20 protein-coding genes are annotated in these 22427 nt (G+C 67.2%); 12 read left to right on the forward strand and 8 right to left on the reverse strand.

The window, feature by feature from the left end; all coding sequences use genetic code 11:
* Positions 1 to 67: 67 nt before the first annotated feature.
* From ACZY0Y_RS04950 to ACZY0Y_RS04970, 5 genes are all read right to left on the reverse strand, one after another.
* Positions 68 to 1222, reverse strand: coding sequence for a phytase (locus ACZY0Y_RS04950; protein ID WP_463956994.1), 1155 nt, complete (start codon positions 1220 to 1222; stop codon positions 68 to 70).
* A gap of 8 nt (positions 1223 to 1230) precedes the next feature.
* Complete coding sequence (locus ACZY0Y_RS04955; protein ID WP_463885482.1) at positions 1231 to 1449, reverse strand: three-helix bundle dimerization domain-containing protein; 219 nt, start codon at positions 1447 to 1449, stop codon at positions 1231 to 1233.
* Positions 1450 to 1701: 252 nt separating this feature from the next.
* Positions 1702 to 3414, reverse strand: a complete 1713-nt coding sequence (locus ACZY0Y_RS04960; RefSeq protein ID WP_463956995.1) for an IS1096 element passenger TnpR family protein — start codon at positions 3412 to 3414, stop codon at positions 1702 to 1704.
* Complete coding sequence (locus tag ACZY0Y_RS04965; RefSeq protein WP_463956996.1) at positions 3414 to 3746, reverse strand: helix-turn-helix domain-containing protein; 333 nt, start codon at positions 3744 to 3746, stop codon at positions 3414 to 3416. Before ACZY0Y_RS04965 ends, ACZY0Y_RS04960 begins: the two co-directional genes overlap by 1 nt.
* Before the next feature lie 46 nt (positions 3747 to 3792).
* Entirely contained in the window at positions 3793 to 4536 is a 744-nt protein-coding gene (locus ACZY0Y_RS04970) for a hypothetical protein (RefSeq protein WP_463956997.1), read from the reverse strand.
* A gap of 409 nt (positions 4537 to 4945) precedes the next feature.
* Here ACZY0Y_RS04970 and ACZY0Y_RS04975 point away from each other — a divergent pair, with 409 nt between their 5' ends.
* The 4 genes from ACZY0Y_RS04975 (at position 4946) to ACZY0Y_RS04990 (ending at position 9849) form a co-directional block, all read left to right on the forward strand.
* A complete protein-coding gene (locus ACZY0Y_RS04975; protein ID WP_463956998.1) occupies positions 4946 to 5656 on the forward strand; it encodes a TetR/AcrR family transcriptional regulator in 711 nt (236 codons plus the stop codon).
* A 128-nt stretch (positions 5657 to 5784) separates the two neighbouring features.
* Positions 5785 to 7038 carry an acyl-CoA dehydrogenase family protein gene (locus ACZY0Y_RS04980; RefSeq protein WP_463885464.1) on the forward strand — a complete coding sequence of 418 codons (1254 nt, stop codon included), beginning with the start codon at positions 5785 to 5787 and terminating at the stop codon, positions 7036 to 7038.
* Positions 7039 to 7066: 28 nt separating this feature from the next.
* The gene (locus tag ACZY0Y_RS04985) at positions 7067 to 8263 is read left to right on the forward strand and encodes an acetyl-CoA C-acyltransferase (protein ID WP_463885462.1); all 1197 of its coding nucleotides are present in this window, start codon (positions 7067 to 7069) and stop codon (positions 8261 to 8263) included.
* Positions 8260 to 9849: a long-chain-fatty-acid--CoA ligase gene (locus ACZY0Y_RS04990; protein ID WP_463885460.1), complete on the forward strand. Its 1590-nt coding sequence runs from the start codon at positions 8260 to 8262 to the stop codon at positions 9847 to 9849. Before ACZY0Y_RS04985 ends, ACZY0Y_RS04990 begins: the two co-directional genes overlap by 4 nt.
* A 13-nt stretch (positions 9850 to 9862) precedes the next feature.
* Here the strand turns inward: ACZY0Y_RS04990 and ACZY0Y_RS04995 are convergent, their stop codons facing one another.
* Entirely contained in the window at positions 9863 to 12271 is a 2409-nt protein-coding gene (locus tag ACZY0Y_RS04995; protein WP_463885495.1) for an ATP-binding cassette domain-containing protein, read from the reverse strand.
* A gap of 131 nt (positions 12272 to 12402) precedes the next feature.
* Here ACZY0Y_RS04995 and ACZY0Y_RS05000 point away from each other — a divergent pair, with 131 nt between their 5' ends.
* From ACZY0Y_RS05000 to ACZY0Y_RS05010, 3 genes are read left to right on the forward strand one after another with little or no spacing between them, the layout of a single operon-like run.
* On the forward strand, positions 12403 to 13626 hold the full coding sequence (locus ACZY0Y_RS05000; RefSeq protein WP_463956999.1) for a type III polyketide synthase: 1224 nt from the start codon (positions 12403 to 12405) through the stop codon (positions 13624 to 13626).
* A 48-nt stretch (positions 13627 to 13674) separates the two neighbouring features.
* Positions 13675 to 14364, forward strand: coding sequence for a class I SAM-dependent methyltransferase (locus ACZY0Y_RS05005; RefSeq protein ID WP_463957041.1), 690 nt, complete (start codon positions 13675 to 13677; stop codon positions 14362 to 14364).
* Positions 14357 to 15490, forward strand: coding sequence for an FAD-dependent oxidoreductase (locus tag ACZY0Y_RS05010; RefSeq protein ID WP_463957000.1), 1134 nt, complete (start codon positions 14357 to 14359; stop codon positions 15488 to 15490). The genes ACZY0Y_RS05005 and ACZY0Y_RS05010 overlap by 8 nt, the downstream gene beginning before the upstream one ends.
* 43 nt (positions 15491 to 15533) lie before the next feature.
* On the opposite strand, the gene ACZY0Y_RS05015 is transcribed toward ACZY0Y_RS05010, so the two are convergent.
* Positions 15534 to 15938, reverse strand: a complete 405-nt coding sequence (locus tag ACZY0Y_RS05015; RefSeq protein WP_463957001.1) for a nuclear transport factor 2 family protein — start codon at positions 15936 to 15938, stop codon at positions 15534 to 15536.
* Between the two features lie 70 nt (positions 15939 to 16008).
* Between ACZY0Y_RS05015 and ACZY0Y_RS05020 the strand changes: the two genes are divergently transcribed.
* Positions 16009 to 16980: a hypothetical protein gene (locus ACZY0Y_RS05020; RefSeq protein WP_463957002.1), complete on the forward strand. Its 972-nt coding sequence runs from the start codon at positions 16009 to 16011 to the stop codon at positions 16978 to 16980.
* Positions 16981 to 16989: 9 nt separating this feature from the next.
* Positions 16990 to 17652, forward strand: coding sequence for a peptide deformylase (locus ACZY0Y_RS05025; RefSeq protein WP_463884995.1), 663 nt, complete (start codon positions 16990 to 16992; stop codon positions 17650 to 17652).
* On the opposite strand, the gene ACZY0Y_RS05030 is transcribed toward ACZY0Y_RS05025, so the two are convergent.
* Complete coding sequence (locus ACZY0Y_RS05030) at positions 17649 to 19712, reverse strand: S9 family peptidase (RefSeq protein ID WP_463957003.1); 2064 nt, start codon at positions 19710 to 19712, stop codon at positions 17649 to 17651. The two genes, ACZY0Y_RS05025 and ACZY0Y_RS05030, sit on opposite strands and share 4 nt — an antisense overlap.
* Positions 19713 to 19819: 107 nt before the next feature.
* On the opposite strand from ACZY0Y_RS05030, the gene ACZY0Y_RS05035 reads away from it, so the two are divergent.
* The 3 genes from ACZY0Y_RS05035 to ACZY0Y_RS05045 all read left to right on the forward strand — a co-directional run bounded on the left by ACZY0Y_RS05035 (position 19820) and on the right by ACZY0Y_RS05045 (position 22361).
* Positions 19820 to 20695 carry a methyltransferase domain-containing protein gene (locus tag ACZY0Y_RS05035; protein WP_463957004.1) on the forward strand — a complete coding sequence of 292 codons (876 nt, stop codon included), beginning with the start codon at positions 19820 to 19822 and terminating at the stop codon, positions 20693 to 20695.
* 145 nt (positions 20696 to 20840) lie between these two features.
* Complete coding sequence (locus tag ACZY0Y_RS05040) at positions 20841 to 21302, forward strand: NfeD family protein (RefSeq protein WP_463957005.1); 462 nt, start codon at positions 20841 to 20843, stop codon at positions 21300 to 21302.
* Positions 21303 to 21398: 96 nt separating this feature from the next.
* Complete coding sequence (locus ACZY0Y_RS05045) at positions 21399 to 22361, forward strand: SPFH domain-containing protein (RefSeq protein ID WP_463957006.1); 963 nt, start codon at positions 21399 to 21401, stop codon at positions 22359 to 22361.
* The last annotated feature ends 66 nt before the right edge of the window (positions 22362 to 22427 follow it).

Consider the following 22427-nt stretch of genomic DNA (forward strand, 5'->3'; position numbering starts at 1 on the left):
GCCCGTGCCGCCACGAAGGACTGGGGTGCTGTTCCGGACGGCGGAGTCCCGGCCCTGCGCAGGGGTGTCAGCGCAGAACGGCGCTGAGGGGGACGTACTTGAGGTTTGACGTGGCGCCGTCCGCGTTGGATTCATCATGGACCACCAGCAGCCCCTGCTCGAACTGCGGTCCGGCGTTGCCGGTGGTGACGTCCAGGCCGTCCGTGCCCGTTACGGAGTCGACTGAACCGTTGGCGGACACCGCAAAGCTCTTCAGGAACCGGTTGCTCCCGGAACGGTCATAGACGGCGATCGTGGAGTTGCCCTGGCTGGACACGAAGAGGTAGCCGGCTTCGTCCGCGCCGTAGGCGATGCTCATCCCCTCGATGTCGGCTTCCAGCCGGCCTGAGCCCACCGCGTCCACGGAACTGCGATCCGACCCTGCATCAGGTTCCGCGCCGTACTTCCAGATGCCTACGTCCTCCTGGCCGACGTACAGGTGTCCGAGCTGATCGTCAGCGACACAGCTCTCGGTAATGCTGCTGACCGGCAGCGACCTGACAAGAGTGGCGTCGACCTTGCCCGCCCCGTTGTCCGCCAACTCGAATTGCTGGACCGAGCCCGGCCCGTTGGGGGTGACAAAGGCATAAAACTTTCCGCTGGCCCTGCTGTGGTACATGCAGAAACCGTAGTTGGGGGCCTCGGTCCCGATGCTCCTGGCTTCGACTGGAGACAGGGTCCTCGTTGCAGTGTCCAGGGCCCAGAGTGCCAGCGTGTTGTCAGACCGGTTGTTTCCGCCGACCAGGACCATTGATGATCCCGACGACGGGAAGCCGGCCCTCAGGTCCACGTTGCCGATCATCCCGTCTGGCCGGAACTGGAGGAGCCTTCCGGCCATGTCGAAGACGCCGATGCCACCGCCGGACTTCGATTTGTTGTCCGCAATCACCACACTGTTCGCTGGTGTTGCCGGATCGATCCAAATCGCGGAGTCGTCCGAAATATCGCCCGACCCCGAAAATGCCTCGGTCTCGAGCGCGGGCACAGCCTTCGGATCAGCCTGCGCCGGAGTGGGGGGTGATGTTGCCGGACCCGGCGTCGGGTTTTCAGTCACGCTTGCGGCGGCACTCCGGCCCGGCGGGGGAGTGGGCGCGGCTGTGCCGGGTCCGCAACCAAGCAGGATGGGGGCGCCCAACGCCGCGAGCACGAGCAACGCTGGCAAGGATCGGGCGCGGCCGGCCATACCCGGGTCTAGTCCTGGACTGATTCCCGCGAAACCTCGCGGTGAAGTCTGGTCCGGGCGCTGTTTTCGATCAGTGTGGGGATGTAGATTCTGATCCTGCCGGTGTCCAGGGAGTCATATTCCTCTCCGACAATACTTTCTATCCGGTGCCGCGGAGCTGCGGGAAAGCGGGCGGCGAGCCGGTCGACGACCTTGCTGATGATCAGGTCTTTATGTTCATCGCTCACCCAGCCATTGTGAGTCAGCCCGACATCGGCGTCAATCAACCCTGGTGAGCCCGGACCGGAGTCCAATTACCTCTACTGGTGAGCCGGTGTATTCGAAACCTGCGAATACCACTGGTTTCATACGCAGGAATCAGCCGTCAGACGTCCTGGATCGTGAGCCGCCTGCCTGTTCGCGGTCGTTGGGTTGGGTGGTTTAGGAGTGAAGGGCGGCGCGGGCGAAGGCTCGCCCTGGCGACGTGACGGTGTGCGCTGTCAGCCGGTGTCGGTGAAGGAATGCAGATGCGCATCCCGCCAGCCGACGGCCGTTTGGATGATGTCGTGGATCCTGTCCAGGGTCAGGGAAGAATCGACCTCGAGGAGCCGCCAGATGGCCGGATCGCTGCCTTCGATCGACACCTTCACCTGCAGCAACATCGACCCGGGATCGCCATCTGCAGCGCGTATCATCACAGCACTATCCTGCCAGTCCCAGTCCTTGGGGGACGCCTCGGTCCGGGCTCGCGGTGTCCGCTGAGCTATCGACGGTAGGAGGCATAGGTGGCCCAGGTGTTGCGGGCTTGTTTGGCGTGCTGTTCGGTGATTTGGGTGCTGTAGCCCAGGGCCTGGGCGGCAACCGGTGGGGGCATGGTCAGGACGAGTGCGCGGAGCGTGGCGTTCCTGGCCCCGAGAGAGGTGGATGCCGCTTTCGCGCAGCTTCTTCATGAGATGGCCGGGATGGAGGTGCTGGCCCGGGCGGTATCCGGGAATGAGCCAATCCGAGGCGCGGTTGGCTGCAGTGTTCATGTTCGGCCGGTCGGCGAGGTGTTCTTGAAGGATTACGTCAAAGGGGTGGGGGACTGGCACCGGCTGGTCGTCGAAGACCACGACGGTTTCGCCGTCGTGGGTGCGGCTGATTTGGTCCACCCTCATGCTGGCGATGCGTGTCAGCGGCTGGGCGTAGAGGAGCAGCAGGACAGCCGCGGCCCGGTAGTGCAGCGGCCTGTCCTCGTGCTCGAGGGTTTCGCGGAGCAGCCGGAGCCGTTCCTTCTGATCCAGGACGGGGCGGGTTTCTGCCTTCCGGTAGGGGAATTCAAGGACAGAAAGATGCTGGTTCCGGACGGCCCAGCGCACGAAGGTCCTGGCCATGCTGCGCGTTGTCGGTCCCGTGGCAAGCCAGTGGTCGATGTCCGCCTGCCGGCACTGGGACGGCAGTTTCCCTCGTTCTGAGAGATGACGGAGGAAGTCCCTGGCTACGGAGTTGTCTTGTTTGGCAGCCCGGGCGGTGCCCCATTGCAGCTGGCCGGCGGCAGAGAGGCGGCGCATCCGGCGCAGATGGTGCCAGGTGGCAAACTGCTTGATGAGGGCATAGTGGGCGGGGTCGGTTAGCTCTGCCAGGATCCGGTCCAGCCAGGCTTCGAAGTGCAGCAGGTTCCGGTCGATAGGCGCGAGCAGCCCGTGTTCGATGAAGAGTTCCCGCAGGTGCATGGCCGTGCGCGGCGACGGGTGGGCATCGAAAGTGGTGTGGGCCAGCGGCCGGGTACCGGTGGCGATGGCGGCAAGCAGCTGGCGGACGTCGGGGTTGCGCAGCCACGTCAGGGCACTGCGGGGATGGGGCTGGGCACAGATTCCCTCGTGCAGGGGCTTGAGCGGTTCAGCCATGGTCCCGGTGCCGTCATCGAGGAGTTCCGCCAGATGGCCGCGCAGGCAGCAGCGGGCGCAGCGCCGGGCCCGGTATGGCTCTTCCTCGGCTGAACATTGGGTGCAGTGGAAGTCGGCCGGAATGCCGGCGCAGTCGACACAGACCGGGGATCCGGTGCTGTCCAGGCCGGGCAGGAGCCGGCCAGTCCCGCACCCCGGGCAGGTGCCGTGGGTCCGGGCGGCGCGCTGGTAGCAGAGCCGGCAGACACAGCCCTCGGGCCATTTTGCCCCGAGCCTTGCGGCCGGTTTCCGGCAGCGGGCGCAGAGTTTCTCTTCGGGGGCGAGCATCAGTCGGCGGGGCGGGCGGGGGCGCGTTTAGGCCGGATGGTCGTGGTCAGGTCAACCACTTTCGGGCCGTTCACGACGTTTTTCCGCTGCGCTGTGGCAGCGACGTGGAACTGGCATAAGTCCTCGACCGTGCAGTCGAGGGCATCGCAGAGGGCGCCGAGCAGGGGCATGGAAATGCGTTCGGGTTTCTGTCCCACGAGCCGGTAGATCTGCGAGGGGGAGAGTTCGATGCCGCGTTCGACGAGCAGGGGGATGAGGTCGGAGATGTTGAACAGTCCGCGTGCTGCCATGATTTCGCGCAGTCGCCAGGAGTATTCGATGTGCCGTTTCATGGTGCCTTCCGCTGATCGATGCCGGTGGCCTCTGCGGCCATCTTGTTCATGGCCGCCCGCAGGGTGCGGGTGCGGTAATCGGAGGAGACACCGGTATAGAGGGCGGTGGTGGAGGAGTGCTCGTGTCCGACCTGTTGCTGGACGAACAGGGCGTCGTAGCCGTCCTCGATCGGTGGGTGACATAGGAGCGGCGGAGGGAGTGGAAATCGATGCCGTCGGCGAGCCCGAGTCCGGTGCGCAGGAGCGTGAATTCCCGGGTGAGCGAGTCGGCGGTGACCCGGCCGCTGCGCTCGGTGGGCCAGAGGGACGCCTGTTCTTCACCGGTTCCGGCCGGCCGGACCTCCTCGGTCCATTGTCTCAGGCAGTCCACGGCCCAGCCGGTGTGGGGGACTGTCAGGACGCTGCGGCGTTTGGGAGTACCGAACCGCTCCATGCATTCCGGCTCCCCGCCGTAGGCGGGGCCGGTCAGGTAGCCCAGGAACAGGCGAAGGGCGTTCTGGTACGCCAGCAGCGTCGAATGGCTCGCGGAGCGGACGGCGCGCAGTTCCATGAAGAATTCGTCCACATCACCCACGGTCCAGGACCACGGATCCTCACCGGTGAACGAACGGAAACGCTGAACGACTTGCTCGCGTTTGGCGATCGTCGTGAATGCCAGGTTGCGGCTCAGCTGCTGATTGCGCCACCCGTCCAGCATCCCCTGGAACACCTGCTCGGCAGGGTTGAACAGCGCCACATCCCGGGCGATCTGCTGCCAGGCCGCCCCGGCAGGGCCACGCTGTCTGCTCATATTTTCTCTTCGCATAAAACGCGATACTTTCGCATATTATGCGAGTCGATGGCAAAACAGCATGTAACTACAGGGATTTTTCACTGTCGCATGACGCTTCTCCGGAGAGCTTCTTCACCGTGCCAGCCGTCCCGCTGGGCCTGTCAGGAGCCTAAGATTCAAGGGAATCCCGGGTCAGCCGGTCACCAGCGCGGGGACCGGTATCAAAGTCCGTCGAATTCGCAACGGATGCGATTCTCCGGGTTCTACTTTACATAATGTTGATTATCGGCGTTAGCTTGGTGGCTGCGGGAGGGGTTGAATATCACCTTCCTGACCGGAGAACGCCCCGCTTCGTGACCCGCCGGATGTCCGGCAGCCCACGCCGGGATTCGGAGGTGCCACCGGCAGCTGTGTTAGATTGCGGCCCATGATCCCGCGCCCCACAAGCCATGACGCCGACAGGCCCGTTGCTGCTGCTATCGGACTGCTGGCGAAGCAGGGCTATGACACAACGTCCGTTGACGAACTCGCGGACGCCGCGGGCATGAGCCGCAGCACGTTCTTTCGAAAGTTCGGGTCGAAGGAGGACGTTGTTTTTGCCGATCACGAGCGGATCCTGGGGCTGGTGACGGAGCGCCTGGCGGAAACGATGCAGGAACCCCTCGCGGCCATCGAGGACGCGGCCCTGCTGGTTTTTACTCATCACCTGCGGAACCGCGAGACGTCGCGCGCGCGGTACGAGCTGATGCAGGCCGTGCCGGCGCTTCGGGACCGTGAGCTTGTTACCTCCCACCGGTACGAGCGGGCGTTCATGCTGCACCTCCTGGATAAACTTCCGGAGGGCGAGTTGCGTGAATACAAGGCTGTTTCCTTCGCGGCGGCCGTCGTCGCCGTCCACAACGTCTTTCTCCGGCAGTGGCTCCGCTCGGCACCGGCTGCCCAGGAGGCAGAGGGCGCGGACCGGGAGCGGTCCACGGCGCTCGCGAACGAACTCCGCGCCCTCTCCGGGATCTTCCGGCCCGCGTTGGCGGGCACCTTCGCCGCGGCTCAGGCGTCCCCCGCCGTCGTCGTAACCGTACTTGCGGCAGGAGCGGGCAAGGAAGCGATCATGCAGGCAGTCCGCGACGCCCTGCCCTGACGCTGGCGCACACTTGCTGACACTCAGTTTCTTGACGTGGAACTGCGTTTCAGTACATCCTTGGTTGATGTGGCGTGAGCCACAACACGAAGGCGGCACCATCCGCTGCCGAGACAAAGGACCAACACATGACGACGACGTCACCCGAATCCGGGTTCACCGCACGGGCATCGGACCATTTTCCCGCCGGCACCGTGGAACCCGACTACGTCCTGACCGAAGCTTTGGGCACGGACCCGGCGTCGGTGTTCGCCGGCATCACCGACGAGGACCGCGGCTACTGGGAGCGCGCCCGAAACTTCGTCCAGAAAGAGGTCCTCCCCGTCATAGACAGCTACTGGGAGCGCGCCGACTACCCGGTGCATCTTCTCAGGCGCCTGGGCGAGCTGGACCTGCTGCGCGACGGCGTCCACGTGGAAGGTTTCCCCGCGATGAGCAGGATGGCTGCCGGGCTGGTGAACATGGAGATCAGCCGCGGCGACGGCTCGGTGGCAACCATGATCGCGGTGCAGGGCGGCCTCGCCCTGCGGTCCGTAGCGGAGTGCGGGTCCGCCGAACAGAAAGAACGGTGGCTTCCGGCCATCGCCGCCGGCAAGGAATTCGCCGCGTTCGCATTGACGGAGCCCACCCACGGCTCCGACGCGGTGGCCCTGGAATCCACGGCCACCAGCACGGACGGCGGTTTCCTCCTCAACGGCGAGAAGAAATGGATCGGCAATGGCTCCGTCGGCGGAGTCTGCGTCGTGTGGGCCAGGGGCGAGGACAGCCAGGTTCACGGATATCTGGTGCCGCAGGACTCCCCCGGCTACGCCGCAACGAAAATCGAAGGCAAACTGGCCCTGCGCGCCATCTGGCAGGCACACATCCGGCTCGAGAATGTCTTTGTCCCCCAGGAGAATGCCCTGCCTGGGGCACGGACTTTCAAAGACACCGCGAGGGTGCTGCTGGCCACCCGGCTGGGCGTGGCCTGGTCCGCCGTCGGGCACGCCACAGCCTGCTACGAAACCGCGGTCCAGTACGCCAGGCAGCGTCTGCAGTTCGGCCGGCCGCTGGCCGCCTCGCAGATCGTGCAGGAAAGACTGGCCCGGATGCTGAGCGAATTGGCCACCATGCAACTGATGGTGGTTCAGATGACCCGCCTCGACGAGGCAGGGTCCCTCACACCCGAACAGGCATCACTGGCCAAATACACCTGCACCCGCATTGCCCGCGGTATTGCCTCCAATGCCCGGGACCTCCTCGGTGGAAACGGCATTCTGCTGGCAAACCGGGTCGCCCGGCACCTCGCCGACATCGAAGCCATCCACACCTACGAAGGCACCGAAACGATGCAGGCGCTGATCATCGGACGCGGGATCACCGGCATCTCCGCCTTCGCCTGATCCACGCACCCAACCCGAAAGGACTCTCATGAACCAGAACGCCAGCATCCCCGTCATCCTCGGCGGCGCCCGGACACCCTTCGGACGCTTCCGCGGCGGCCTCACGCCCTTCTCCTCCAGCGAACTGGGCGCCCACGCCATCCGGGCCGCCCTGGACCGGGCCGGCGTCGCCCCCGAACAGATCCAGGCCGTCATCGTCGGCCAGGTCATCCAGGCCGGAGCCGGCCAAGGCCCCGCGCGGCAGGCCAGCCTGGCCGCGGGCATCGGCTGGGACGTGCCCACCGTGACGATCAACAAACTCTGCCTTTCCGGGCTCACCGCCGTGATTGACGCTGCCCGGATGATCCGGGCCGGGGAAGCCGACTTCATTGTTGCCGCCGGCCAGGAATCCATGACCAACGCCCCGCACCTGGTGCCCGGGCTCCGCGCCGGCGTCGTTATCGGGGAGGCCCCGATGCTGGACTCGCTCTACCGGGACGGGCTGCAGGATCCGGTCAGCGGCCTGCTGATGGGCGAAGCCACGGACGCAGGAAACGCGGAGCGGGGCATCGCCCGCGCCGAGCAGGACGCCGTCGCGGCCCGGTCCCACCAGCGGGCGGAAGCGGCACGCGCCGCCGGTTTGTACGCTGCGGAAATCGCCCCGATCACCCTCCCCCAACGCAAAGGGCCCGCGCTGACCCTCGAGCACGATGAGGGCATCCGCCCGGACACCACCGCCGAATCCCTGGCGCAACTGCGCCCCGCCTTCTCGAAAGACGCAGCGGCCACCATTACCGCAGGATCCTCCTCACCGCTCTCTGATGGTGCCGCGGCCCTGGTGATCGCCAGCAAGGCGGCAGCCGAAGCTGCGGGGCTCGAGTGGATCGCCGAAATCGGTGCCCACGGCCAGACCGCGGGACCGGATGGATCCCTGCATTCCCAGCCCGCCCGTGCCATCGAACTCGCCCTCAAGCGTGAAGGCATCACCGCGCAGGAGCTTGACCTCGTCGAGATCAACGAAGCCTTCGCTTCCGTGCTCATCCAGTCCGCCACGGACCTCGGCATCGAGCCGGAGGACATCAACGCCGAGGGTGGCGCCATCGCCCTCGGGCATCCGGTGGGGGCCTCGGGCGCGCGCCTGGTCCTGCACCAGGCCCTGGCCCTGAAGCGCCGCGGCGGAGGCACCGGCGTCGTCGCCCTCTGCGGCGGCGGCGGCCAGGGCGACGCCCTGATCCTGAAGGCATGACCATCCCAACGAAGAAGCAGGCCATGAATACCAACCACCCCACAGAAGGCTTCGGCACCATCTCCGTCGCAGCCATCCTGGCCGAGTCCGCTCGTAGGACCCCGGACCGCACCGCGCTGATCGTTGGTGGGGAGGAAACTTCCTATGCCAGCCTCTGGCACGAGACCCGCGCCTACGCCGGGGCGCTGCGCGCGCGTGGCATCGGCCCTGGAGATGCCGTCGCCGTCCTGATCCCCAATGTTTCGGACTTCGCCCGGGTGTACTACGCCGTCCTGTCCCTGGGAGCCATTGTGGTTCCGGTGCATGCCTTGCTCAAGGCACGCGAAATCGAATACGTGCTCCAGGACAGCGGCGCCAGGATGCTGGTCTGCGCTGCGCCGCTGCTGACGGAAGGTGCCGCGGGTGCCGCGAGCACCGGGATCGACCTTCTGACCGTGATGGCGCCCGACGACGGCGGTCTGCCGCGGCTTGAAGCCGAGGCAGCCGTGTCCCGGCCGATCGACAGCTATGTCCCCTGCCGGCCCTCCGACACCGCCACGATCCTGTACACCTCCGGCACCACCGGCAAGCCGAAGGGCGCCCTCGGCACCCATTTCGCCCTGGTGGAACAGACTTCCGTCCTGCTGACGAGCGTCATGGATTTCAAGCCCGGCGATGTCCTGTTCGGCGGCCTGCCGCTGTTCCACACTTTCGGCCAAACAGTCGTTCTCAACACGGGACTGCGGGCCGGCGCAACCATCGTCATGATGCCCCGCTTCAGCGGTGCGGGCGCACTGGACCTGATGGACCGGCACAACGTGAACATCTTCGTGGGGGTGCCGACCATGTATGTGGCCCTTCTGGAAGCGGCGAAGGCCGGTGCAAACCGCCCGTCCGCGCTGCGTTACGGCATCTCCGGCGGATCGTCGCTCCCGCTGGCCGTCATGGACAAATTCCACGACGTCTTCGGCATCGAAATCCATGAAGGCTACGGGCTGACCGAAACGTCCCCGGTGGCAGCGTTCAACCACGTGGGCACACCACCCCGGCCCGGTACCATCGGGACCGCGATCTGGGGTGTTGACATCGAAATTGCACGCGCCGAAACAGTCGAGAGCATCGAATTGCTGCCCGCGGGCGAACTGGGCGAGCTCGTCGTCCGTGGACACCTGCTGATGAAGGGCTACCTCAACCGGCCCGAGGCCACCGCCGAGGCGATCGTCGACGGCTGGTTCCGCACGGGGGACCTTGGGACCAAGGACGACGACGGCTACCTGCGAATCGTGGACCGCAAGAAGGACATGATTATCCGGAACGGTTACAACGTCTACCCCCGGGAGGTGGAGGAAATCCTTCTTACCCACCCGCAGGTAGTCAGCGCCGCCGTCTACGGCGTCCCGCACGACGTCCACGGCCAGGAGGTCGCGGCCGCGATTGTGCTCGACGCGGGAGCCACCGCCACCGATACCGAGCTGATCGAATTCGCAAGCGCACAGCTGGCCGCCTACAAATACCCGCGAATCATCAGGCTGCTCGCGGAGCTTCCCCTCGGGCCCAGCGGAAAAATCCTCAAACGAAACCTGTCGTCCGGGTCCACCGTGTCCTAGGAGGCCGGCCCGGTCACCGTTGGACGTAGGCCGCGAGGTGCTGGCCGGTGAGGGTGGACCGGCCGGCGACGAGGTTCGCCGGGGTGCCCTCGAAGACGATCCGGCCGCCGTCGTGCCCGGCGCCCGGGCCGAGGTCGATGATCCAGTCGGCGTGCGCCATCACGGCCTGGTGGTGCTCGATGACGATGACCGACTTGCCGGAGTCGACGAGCCGGTCGAGGAGGCCCAACAGGTTCTGGACATCGGCCAGGTGCAGGCCTGTGGTGGGCTCGTCGAGGACGTACACGTCGCCCTTCTCGGCCATCTGCGTGGCCAGCTTGACGCGCTGCCGCTCGCCGCCGGACAGGGTGGTGAGCGGCTGTCCGAGGGTCAGGTAGCCAAGCCCGACGTCCACGATCCGGTCGAGGATCTTGTGCGCTGCCGGTGTCTTCGCCTCACCGGCAGCAAAGAACGCCTCGGCCTCGGTCATCGACATTGCCAGCACGTCAGCGATGTTGCGGCCGCCCAGCTGGTATTCCAGCACTGACGCCTGGAACCTCCGGCCCTCGCAGTCCTCGCAGGTGGACTCGACGGTGGCCATCACGCCCAGTTCGGTGAAGATGACGCCCGCTCCGTTGCAGGTGGGACACGCCCCTTCTGAGTTGGAGCTGAACAGCGCCGGCTTCACGCCGTTGGCCTTGGCGAACGCCTTGCGGATTGGCGCGAGAAGACCCGTGTACGTCGCAGGGTTGCTGCGCCGGGACCCCTTGATGGCCCCCTGGTCGATCACCACCACGCCGTCCCGGCCGGCGACCGACCCCTGGATCAGCGAGCTCTTGCCCGACCCGGCTACACCCGTGAGCACACACAGCATCCCGAGCGGGATATCGACGTCCACGGCTTTGAGGTTGTGCGTCGAGGCGCCACGCACCGGGAGCGTCCCGGACGGCGTACGCACCGATTCCTTAACCCTGGCCCGGTCATCGAGGTGGCGGCCGGTGATGGTGTCACTCCCCCGAAGGCCCTCCGTGCTTCCCTCAAAGCAGACGCGGCCGCCCTCGGTGCCCGCACCCGGACCAAGGTCAACGACGTGGTCAGCGATCGCGATGGTCTCGGGCTTGTGTTCGACGACGAGGACAGTATTGCCCTTGTCGCGCAACTGCAGCAGAAGCCGGTTCATCCGCTCGATGTCATGCGGGTGCAGGCCAATCGTCGGCTCGTCGAAGACGTAGGTGACGTCCGTGAGGGACGAGCCGAGGTGCCGGATCATTTTGGTGCGCTGGGCCTCTCCCCCGGACAGGGTGCCCGCCGGCCGGTCCAGCGAGAGGTAACCCAGCCCGATTTCGGCGAACGAATCGAGCAGGTGCTGCAAGCCTTTGAGGAGCGGTGCAACCGAGGGCTCCTTGAGCTCCCGGACCCACCTGGACAGGTCGCTGATCTGCATCTCGCACAGCTCGGCGATGTTCTTGCCTTGGATCTTCGAGGACCTGGCCTCCGGGCTGAGCCGCGTGCCGTCGCACTCGGGACAGGCCTGAAACGTGATGGCGCGTTCCACGAAGGCCCGGATGTGAGGCTGCATCGCTTCGACATCCTTGGAGAGCATCGATTTCTGGATCTTCGGAATCAACCCCTCGTAGGTGAGATTGATGCCCTCAACCTTGATCCTGGTCGGCTCCTTGTAGAGAAGGTCGTTCATCTCCTTCTTGGTGAACTTCGCGATCGGCTTGTCCATGTTGAAGCCGGCGCCGCTGAAGATGCGGCCGTACCAGCCGTCCATGCTGTAGCCGGGGACCGTGAGCGCACCTTCGGCGAGGGACTTGCTGTCGTCGTAGAGCGCCGTGAGGTCGAAGTCCGAGACCGAACCCATGCCCTCGCAACGCGGGCACATCCCGCCAAGGTAGACCGCATCGTGCACCACGTTCCTCTCGACCCTGCCACCCTTCTCCGTGCTCATCACCCCGCTCGCCTTGCGCGTCGGGACGTTGAAGGAGAACGCCGTGGGCGGCCCCACGTGCGGCATCCCCAGCCGGCTGAAAAGGATTCGGAGCATGGCGTTGGCGTCCGTGGCAGTGCCCACCGTGGAGCGGGGATTCGCACCCATCCGTTCCTGGTCGACGATGATCGCCGTCGTCAGGCCCTCCAGGAAATCGACGTCGGGCCGGGCCAGTGTGGGCATGAAGCCCTGCACAAAGGCGCTGTAGGTCTCGTTGATCATCCGCTGCGACTCGGCGGCGATCGTCGCGAACACCAGAGAGCTTTTTCCCGAGCCGGAGACACCAGTGAACACCGTCAGACGGCGTTTCGGGATCTCCAGGGTGACGTCCTTGAGGTTGTTCCCGCGTGCGCCGACCACACGGATCAGATCGTGCGTGTCAGCAACATGGCGCACCGGCGGCTGCGTGTCCGGCTGCGCATTCTTCTGCGTTTCCGGCGTGGTAGCCATGCTCATCGTGTCTCCATCTCGAGGGCGGGGGCCGCGGCCCCCGGCGTCATCTGGCTCCATCTAACCAGCTTCCGGCCCGCATCCGGGGCTGCATCCATTGTCTTCTGCGCCGGCCTCACTGAGAATGAACCATGACGGTCTACCTGAGGTCCCTGGAAACTGCTGTCCCGCCAACTGTTCTGATCCAAACGGAAGCCCGCGACGTGTTTGCAGCCCAACCGGGGCTCACCAGGCTTGGTACCCGCCTGGTCAGCACCTGCTTCGACTCCGCCGCGATCGACACCCGCCACACTGCCGTTGCGGAAATGACCAGGGACAACCAGTCGGAGAATCCACGGTTTTTCGACGCCGGCACCGGACTGCTCCTCAGCCCAAGCACCAAGGTCCGCAACGAGATTTTCGCCACGGAGGCCACCAAGCTCTTCATTGAGGCGGCCGGGAAAGCCCTCGATGCCAGCCCCGGCATCACCTCACACGACATCACCCACCTCGTCACCGTGTCCTGCACCGGTTTCTTCAACCCCGGGCCCGACTACAAAATCGTCCGGGCCCTCGGCCTGAATCCCGCTGTGCAGCGCTACCACCTCGGGTTTATGGGCTGCTACGCCGCGTTCCCCGCACTGCGGGCGGCCAAATCCTTCTGCGAGGCGGACCCGGACGCCGTCGTCCTGGTCGTGTGCGCCGAGCTCTGCTCGCTCCATGTGCGGACCTCGAACGACCCGGACACCATCATGGGGTCGGCGTTGTTTGCCGACGGCGCCGCTGCCGCCATCGTGACCGCCCGCGAGGACCCGGACGTACGCGCGCTCCTGCAGCTGGACCACTTCGAGACCGTGCTGACGCCCGTCGGCGAGGAATCCATGGCATGGAACATCGGCGACGAGGGCTTTGAGATGGTCCTGGGAAACTACGTCCCGCACATCATCGATGACCACATCATCGGCGCGCTGGAGCCGCTTCTCTCCCGGGAGGACGCCCTGCGGGGGCTCCCCTACCGCGATATCCGGCACTGGGCCATCCACCCCGGCGGCCGCAGCATCCTGGACAAGGTCCAGTCCCGGCTGGACCTGAGTGACGAGCAGCTGGTCCCGGCCCGCGAGACCCTGCGCAACTTCGGGAACATGAGCAGCGCCACCGTGCTGTTCGTGCTCCGGCACATCCTGGACCAGCCGACGGCCGTCGGCGCCGACGCCGACGCCGAACGGATCTGCTCCATGGCGTTCGGACCCGGACTCACGGTGGAAACGGCGCTGTTCACGAAGCTGGGAAGCCCGCTCCGCGAAGCACCACCGGCCTGGACCGGGGGTGCGGCCGGCGACGCCGGGACCACGCAGCCGGAATCGGCGCTGGCCTGAGATCCAGTGCAGCTACTGCGCGAACGTGCGGCGCACGCCGTCGAGGAGATGGACCTGCCCGGCTGCGACCCGGTCCGGCTGGACCGCACCTATGCCCAGTTCGCCCTGGTCAACCGGGCCGTCTCCGGCTGGCGGGGCATCTATCGCTCCCAGCTCCGGCCACGCCTCCGCCAGGGCATGAAAACCACCCTCCTGGATATCGGCTGCGGGGGCGGTGATGTGCCGGTGATGCTCTCCCGCTGGGCGGCCCGGGACGGGCTCCGCCTTGAGATCACCGCCATCGATCCGGATCCGCGCGCCAGCCGCTTCGCGGCGGAACGGCATGCGGCCACCGGCGTGAGGTTCCGGCAGTCCACGGCCGCCGAGCTGGCCGGCGAAGGCCTCAGTTTCGACCTGGTCGTGTCCAACCATGTGCTGCACCATCTGGCAGAGGATGAACTTCCGTCGTTCCTGGCTGAGTCCGCGGCGCTCTCCCACGGAACTGTCATCCACAGCGACCTTCGGCGCAGCACGGGCGCCTACGCCCTCTTCTTCGCCGGCTCCTGGCCGTTCACCGGCTCCTACATCAGGCCGGACGGGCTCACCTCCATCCGCCGCAGCTACACCGCCGCCGAACTCCAGCTGGTGGCTCCCCCGGGCTGGACCGTCGTCCGCCGGGCCCCCTTCCGCAACCTGCTGATGCTTGACCAGGACAACGCCGACAAGGACAAGGCGGACAGGAGTGCCGCGGATGGCTGATGTCCTGGTGATCGGCGGCGGGCCGGTGGGCCTGTTCATGGCAGCCCTGCTGCTCCAGGAGGGTGCCAGCGTCCGGATCCTGGAGCAGCGGACCGTCGCCGAGGCGCACTCCCGGGCCATCGGCATCCATCCCCCGTCGCTGGACGCGCTCCAGGGAATCGGGGTGGGGCAGGCCCTGGTGGCGGAAGGGGTCGCGATCCGGCGCGGCATCGCCGTGGGCGGCGGCCGGACCCTCGCGCGGATGTCCTTCGCCAGCGTCTCGGCCACTTTCCCGTTCGTCCTGGCCCTGCCGCAGTCCCGCACGGAGGCCCTCCTGGAACAGCGCATCCGGCAGCTCGACCCTGACGCCCTCCACCGCGGTGTCCGGGTCACGGGGTTGCACCACGACGGCGGCCAGGTCACCGCGGAAGCCACGGCGGCGGGTTCGGCGGTCCGCTACACGGCGTCCATCGCCGTTGCCGCTGACGGTGTCCGCTCCGCCGTCCGCTCGCAGCTCGGCACCGCTGTCCGGGCGAAGGACTACCCGGACAGCTACCTGATGGGCGACTTCGCCGACACGACCGGATTCGGTCCGGACGCGGCCTTGTTCCTGGAAGCCGCGGGGATCGTGGAGTCCTTCCCGCTGCCGGGATCGCTGCGCCGCTGGGTGGTGCGCCTCGGGGACACCGGAAACGGCCGGGACGCCGTCGGGCTCGCACGCATGATAGAACAACGCACCGGGATCGGCGTCGATCCCGCCAGCAACAGCATGCTGAGCCGCTTTGGCGTCCGCTCCAGGCTGGTACGCCGGATGGTGGCCGGCCGGACGGTGCTGATCGGCGACGCCGCGCACGAGATCAGCCCGATCGGCGGCCAGGGCATGAACCTGGGCTGGCTCGACGCCGTGGCCCTGGCTCCGCTGGTTCTCGCTGCGCTGGGCGGCGCGAACGTGGGAGCAGGACTGCGCACATTCGAGGCGGGCCGCACGGCCGCAGCCGCCCGGGCGGCCCGCCAGTCCGAAATCAACATGGCGCTGGGGCGGCCGCTGCCGGCAGCACCATGGTCGGTGCGTAACCGCGCCCTGGCGGCGGCGGCTGCCGTGCCCGCCGTCAACGGGCTCGTGGCCCGCCGGTTCACCATGCAGTGAAGACGCTGCCCGAACCGCGCGGCAGGACGCGGGACGGCGTGGTTCAGGCGGGCATGAAATAGCAGTCGTAGCTGTCCTGGCTGGCAATCCTGCTGTCCCGGACCTCAAAAACGCTCGCGATCCTGGCGCGGATGACCTCGCCGGTATCCCAATGCGGCAGGTCCATCAGCAGCGTCGCTGTCCAGTCGGCTTCCACCACCACACGGTTCCCCTCACACGTCGTGCGTCGCACTACGAAGCGCTGCCCCGCAACCACCTGATGGGCTGCGGCCGCCCCGGCCAGGGCCTCGTCGCGGTTCCGCACCGCCCCGGTCGGGGCCAGCAGGTGGGGCGCCTCGCTCAGGACGTAATCCTCGGCCAGGAAGGGAGCGATGTCCGCCGGGCCGCCACCGGCTTCGATAACGCGCAGCAGCTCGAGAACACAATCCAGGGGGGTCGGTGAAGTCATGGCACCGAGACTAACGCAAAGACCCGTCCCGGCCACGGCCGCGCGGTCTCCGCCGGAATACACTGACCCCATGGGCTGCTTCCTTCCGCCGCTGCGGCGCCCTGCCGCCGGAACCCGTCACGTCGCCGCGGGCAGGGTTGCCGCCGTTATGGCTGCCCTCGCCCTGACGGCGTCCTGCAGCGCGGGTACCCCCGGGACCGGCACTCCGTCCGCCACACCAACGGCAACGGCAGCGCCAGCGGCTTCCGCCGCCCCCATCTCCGCCGAGATCAACCAGCTCCGCGACGACTACAGCCGGCAAGTCATTGCCGTCCAGTTGACGAACAACACGGCAGGGCCGCTGACCGTGCTCAGTGCAAGCCTGTCCAGCCCGCTCTTTTCCGGCGCCGTGGAGTGGCCGGCGACGCCCGGTGGGATCGAGCTTCCGCCGCGCCAGACCAAGATCCTTCCGGCACAGCTGCGCGCTCCCGAGTGCGGCATCCAGACAGCGCCCGCGGCCGGGGTCACGGCGGTGTCGCTCCGGATTGCCGGGGGCAGCGGACCCGGGCCGGCAGCGACGGTGCCCGCCGGCGATCCCTACGGGGTGATGGAACGGAACAACACGGAGATGTGCCTCGCCCAGGCGGCCGCCGCGGTCGCCGACATCCGGCTGGCCCCGGACCTCGAGGTGTCTGCGGACGCGCAGGGCGCCGTCCTGACGCTTGCCATCACCCCGCGCAGCACCCCTGGCGCCGTGAATCCCGGCTCAACGGGAAGCCTGACCATCAACTGGATCGATGGGACCCCACTGCTCGACGAGGACCAGCGCGCCCCGTGGCCGCGCTCGGTGTCGGTCCGCGCCGGCGGGGCCTTCCAGCAGGTCCGGCTGGGGATCCGGCCCGCACGCTGCGATCCGCACGCCATTGCGGACGACAAAGTGGGGACATTGCTGCCCCTCCGGGTATCCGTGGGCGGCCGCGACGGCGTCCTGAAAATCGATGCCGGAGCGGTGCTGCGTGGACGCATTTACGAATTTGTCACCACGGCCTGCGGACGCCAGTAGTCTGTTGCCATGTCCCCTGACGCCAAGCCGACGGACCTCAGCGCCGCCCGCATCCACGAAAACGTCCAGCAGCTACTGACCGGCGGGGTGCTCCCCACCATTGTCCAGGCAGGACATCCCGTGCTCCGGCAGTTCGCAGCGCCCTTCAACGGGCAGATCAGCGACGCCGAACTTGGCCAATTGATCGACCTGATGCGCAGCGTGATGCACAAGGCGCCCGGTGTGGGTCTGGCCGCACCCCAGCTCGGCATACCGTTGCAGCTCGCGGTGCTCGAAGACCAGTTCGACGTCGATCCCGGCGTCGCCGCCGCCCGCGGACGTGAACCCCTGCCGTTCTTTGCCATGCTCAACCCGGTCTACGAGCCGCTGGGCACCACCAGCGTGGCGTTCTATGAAGGCTGCCTGTCGCTGAACGGGCTCCAGGCCGCTGTCAACCGTCCCGAGCACGTCCGGCTCAAGTTCACCGCACCGGACGGGAGCCCGCAGCAGCGGGAGTTCCGTGGCTGGCAGGCGCGGATCGTCCAGCACGAAACCGACCACCTGCACGGCATCCTCTATCTGGACCGCGCCGAGCTGCGCTCCCTCAGCAACAATGCAGAATACTCCGCGCGCTGGGCGCAACCCGATATCACCCTGGCCCGTAAGGAACTCGGGTTCCTGCCGGGCGACTAACCCCCGCCCAGGGGCGCAGCGGCGGGATTCGCCGCGGTCGGAAGGTGGCGCGCCCACCACTGCAGGATCTGCTCGAAGCGCTGCTTGCGGTGGTGCGGCGTCCCGGAACGTGAGAGCTCATGGTTCTCCCCGGGGAAGACCAGGAACGCAGCCTCCACTCCCAGCTGCTTGAGCGCAGTGAAATACCGCTGGCCCTGCTCCACCGGGCAGCGGAGGTCCTCTTCGCTGTGGATGACCAGCGACGGGGTGCGCACCCGGTCCACCCGGGCCATCGGGCTTTGCGCCGCCATCTGTTCGGCCGCGCGTCCGGTGTATTCCCCGCCGAAAAACCAGCCGATGTCGGAGGAGCCGATGAAGCTCACGGGATCAAGGAACCCGCGTTCCACGATCGCTGCTTTGAAACGGTGGTCGTGGCTGATGGTCCACGCGGTGAGGTAACCGCCGTAGGACCCTCCCATGATGCCGAGCGCCCCGGCGTCGAGCTCCTCGAACTTGCTGAGCGCGCCGTCGAGAAAGGCCAGGACGTCCTGCATGTCAAGGGTTCCCATCTTTTCCTTGATGGCCCGTCCGTGATCCTGTCCGTAGCCGGCGGAACCGCGGGGGTTGCACATCAGAACCGCGTAGCCGGCCGCAGCGTAGACCTGGGCTTCATCGAAAAGGGCTCCGGTGAACTGGGCGAAGGGGCCGCCATGGATGTTCAGCAGCACCGGGTGGGGTCCGCGCCCCGGCGGCTTCACGAGCCAGCCATGGACGGGGTAGCCGTCGGTTGAGGGGACCGTGAGCTCCAGCGGCTCGATAATTCCGGCGTCGGAAAGCAGCGCCGCGGAAAAGTCGGTCAGGACGCGGAGCTCTCCGTCCTCGAGCACGGCCACATCCCCAGCGGTTGCCGCGTCGGCGAAGCTGACCACAAGCGACTCCCCGCAGGCAGCGGCGCCGGTGACCACCCGCTCTCCGCGGACCAGTGACTGGTGGTTCCCGGAAGCCCCGAATTCGACCAGTTCGACCGTTCCCCGGGTGTTGTTCAGCAGCAGCGCCGACTCGTGGCCGGCGAGTTCGATCCTGCCGTTGCAGCCCAGGTCCATCGTCTCGACGTCGCTCAGCCGGGTGGCGTCGCCGCCTCCCGCCGGCATGACGTAGAGGGCTGTGTTGCGGGCGACAAAGTCCTGGCCCGATGCACCAAGGTCCTGGGCGAGGAAGAACAGCAGCTGCCCGTCCCGTGACTCGCGGACGGCGTGCACGGACTGCCGGCCGGTATTTGCCGGGACAACGGGTTCGGGTTCCCCTCCCCCGGCGGCATCGCCAACCGTGATGCGGTAGATGCCGCTGGCGAGATCGCCGTCGCTGCCCTCATGCAGGGCGGCCACACAGTAGACGGTACGCCCGTCGGCGCCGAAGCCCGCGCCGGTATGGTCCGTGGCAGCGGTGGTCAGCTGCTGCGCGGCCGGCAGCAGGCCGGCGGTTGTGCCGGCGCTGGCGCCGCCGGCGGTGACCGCCTTCAGGGCCCGGCCCGTCGGCGCTACCTTGGGTTCCGCGCCGAGCTCCGGCAGCTCGATCAGGAAGAGCTGCACCGGCTTGTCGGCGGTGTAGCCGACGCCGTTCATCCGGTACTGGTAATCCGTGATCAGCCGTGCGTCCTCGCTGCCGGGGGAGACGCCGTCGGTGCTGCCGTAACGGCCGTCCTCCGGGGTCCGGGCGCTGAAGAGAATGCGCTTCGAGTCGGGCGACCACGCAAACGTTGATACTCCCAGCGGTGCGTCCGTGACGGGCTGCGGCTCCCCGCCGCCGGCCTCGACGATGTGGAGCTGGGGTTTGCCGCCGGCAGCGGCGCGCAGGAACGCGAGGACCTGTCCGTCCGGGGAGAAGTCCGGTGCCGTGTCGCGGAAACCGCGGGTCAGGCGGCGCGGGGACCGGCCGGGGTCCAGCGGGACCGTCCACAACTGTCCGACGTAGGCATCGGCGTCGAAGTCGGGCCGGGTCACGGACACCACGGCGCGCGCACCGTCCGGATGCACGGCAGGAGCGGAGACGGAATTCAGCAGCGGGAGATCTTCGGATTTCACGTGTGCGAGCCTAGCCCGACTTTCCCCGGCAGTGAAATAGCTCACGTCCGGCCCGGGCCGGGGCGGACCGCGGCCGTCCGCGACGCGCCGCCCCTAGGATGGACACTATGCCCCCTGTCTCCGCCGACTCCCTCCTGTGCCCGGTCTGCCGGGACAGGCTCGCCTTCAAGGACGGCGGCGGACGCACCCTGGTGTGTCAGGGCGGCCACAGCTTCGACGCGGCAAAGCAGGGGTACTTCAACTTCCTCGTGGGCAAAGGCACCGTCTTCGAAGCGGACACGGCCGACATGGTGGCAGCACGCTTCGATTTCCTCTCCGCCGGCCACTACCGTCCCCTCGCCGACGCCGTGGCGGAACTGGCCGCGCGCACCCTCGCCGGGGGTACGCCGCGATCCCCCGGGACCGTGCTGGACGCCGGAACAGGGACCGGCCACTACCTCCGTGCCGTGCTGGACCGGGCGGCGCAGGACCGGACGCCCGCCCGGGCGATTGGCCTTGATATTTCAAAGTTCGCCCTCCGCCGGGCCGCAAAGCTGAACCCCGAGGCCGTGAACCTCGTCGGCGACGTGTGGCAGCCGCTGCCGGTGGCCGACGGCAGAGTCGACCTCGTCACCGTGGTCTTCGCGCCACGCAACGCAGTTGAGTTTGCCAGGGTCCTCCGCCCCGGCGGCCGGCTGATAGTGGTCACTCCGCGGCCGGGACACCTGGAGGAGGTCGCCGGCCAGGCCGGCATGCTCGGCATCGACCCGGCCAAGGACGAACGGCTCGCTGCCTCCCTGGAAGGGCACTTTTTGGCGCTCTCCGCCGACGACCTGGATGTGCCCCTCCTGCTGTCCCCGGACGACGTCGCCCGGCTGGCCCTCATGGGCCCGGCCGGGCACCACCTTGACCGGGCCGCGTTGGGAACCCTCGCGGCCGGCCTGCCGCCGCTCACCGCCGTGTCGGCCCGGTTCCGGATCGGTGTCTTCGAACCGCTCCGCTAGCCCGCCGGGCTGCCCGAAGGTAACGACTTGGGCACTTTCATCAACTGCGTTCCTTGGCCCTCCGCGCGCGCGGCCGTTCGGCTTAGGATGGAATCACAGTTACTGAGGGTCTGCCCCTGCAGATCCCGGTGCGAAGGGGGAAATGATGTTCGAATGGCTGCCTGAAAATTGGTGGGCGTTATGGCTCACCGTGTTCCTGGTGTTCGCCGTGGTGGAGATGCTCACCCTGGACCTGTTCTTCATCATGCTCGGCGGCGGAGCCCTTGCCGGGCTGGTGGCATCCTTCGCCGGCGTCGACCTCGGCCTGCAAATCGTGGCGTTCTGCGTGGTGTCCCTTCTGATGATCGGCTTCGTCCGGCCCCTTGCGCTCAAGCACCTCCATAAGGGCCCGGCTGACCGTCGGAGCAATGTTGAGCGGCTGATCGGCGAATCCGCCCTCGTGATGGAGCCCGTCAGTGCCAGCGGCGGGCTCGTCAAAATCGGCGGCGACGTTTGGAGCGCCCGTTCTGAGACCGGAGTGCTGGCCCCCGGCCAGCATGCAATCGTCAGCGCGATCGACGGCGCCACCGCCGTCGTTGCCCCGCAGCCGGAAACCGCCATCCAATAGCCCGCACAAGAATTCCGGCTGCCGCCACCGGCGCCGGGGACGCGGCGGGACACCGCCGCACACCATAGCAAGACCAATCCGGGGAATAGGTGATGTATGGATATCGCAGTCGCAATCGTGCTGCTGGTTCTCGTTGCGTTCGTAATAATTGTGCTGGTCCGGTCGGTGCGGATTGTCCCGCAGGCCCGTGCCGGCGTCGTCGAACGGCTGGGCAAGTACCAGCGGACGCTGAACCCCGGCCTCACGATCCTGATCCCGTTCGTGGACCGGCTGCTGCCGCTGCTTGACCTGCGTGAACAGGTGGTCTCCTTCCCGCCGCAGCCGGTGATCACCGAGGACAACCTCGTCGTCTCCATCGACACGGTGGTCTACTTCCAGGTCACCGACGCACGGGCGGCAACCTATGAGATCGCCAACTACATCCAGGCGGTCGAGCAGCTCACCACCACGACGCTCCGAAACGTCGTTGGCGGCCTGAACCTCGAAGAGGCCCTGACCTCACGTGACCAGATCAACGGGCAGCTCCGCGGCGTGCTGGACGAAGCGACCGGCCGCTGGGGCATCCGTGTCTCCCGGGTGGAACTCAAGGCAATCGATCCGCCCCACTCCATCCAGGATTCGATGGAGAAGCAGATGCGCGCCGAGCGTGACCGCCGCGCCGCCATCCTCACCGCGGAAGGCACCAAGCAGTCCGCCATCCTCACCGCAGAAGGCCAGCGGCAGTCCTCGATCCTGAAGGCCGAAGGCGACGCGAAGGCGGCGATCCTGCGGGCCGACGGCGAGGCCCAGGCCATCCAAAAGGTGTTCGACGCGATCCACAAGGGCAACCCCGACCAGAAGCTCCTGGCCTACCAGTACCTGCAGACCCTCCCGAAGATCGCAGAGGGCTCGGCGAACAAGCTGTGGATCATCCCAAGTGAGGTCGGCGAGGCCCTCAAGGGCATCGGGAACGCGCTCGGCGGCAGCAAGGACGCCCAGTCCAATGACGGGCTGTTCGGCCCCGGTTCCGACGCCGCGGCGGAACCCTCCGCTGCCAGGCCGGCTGCGCCGGAGGCCTAAGCGTTTCAAGGAAAGAAGGGAGTACCCGCTCGCCGGGTGCTCCCTTTTCGCTTGTCCGGAACCGCT

Source organism: Pseudarthrobacter kochi, from assembly GCF_055412805.1.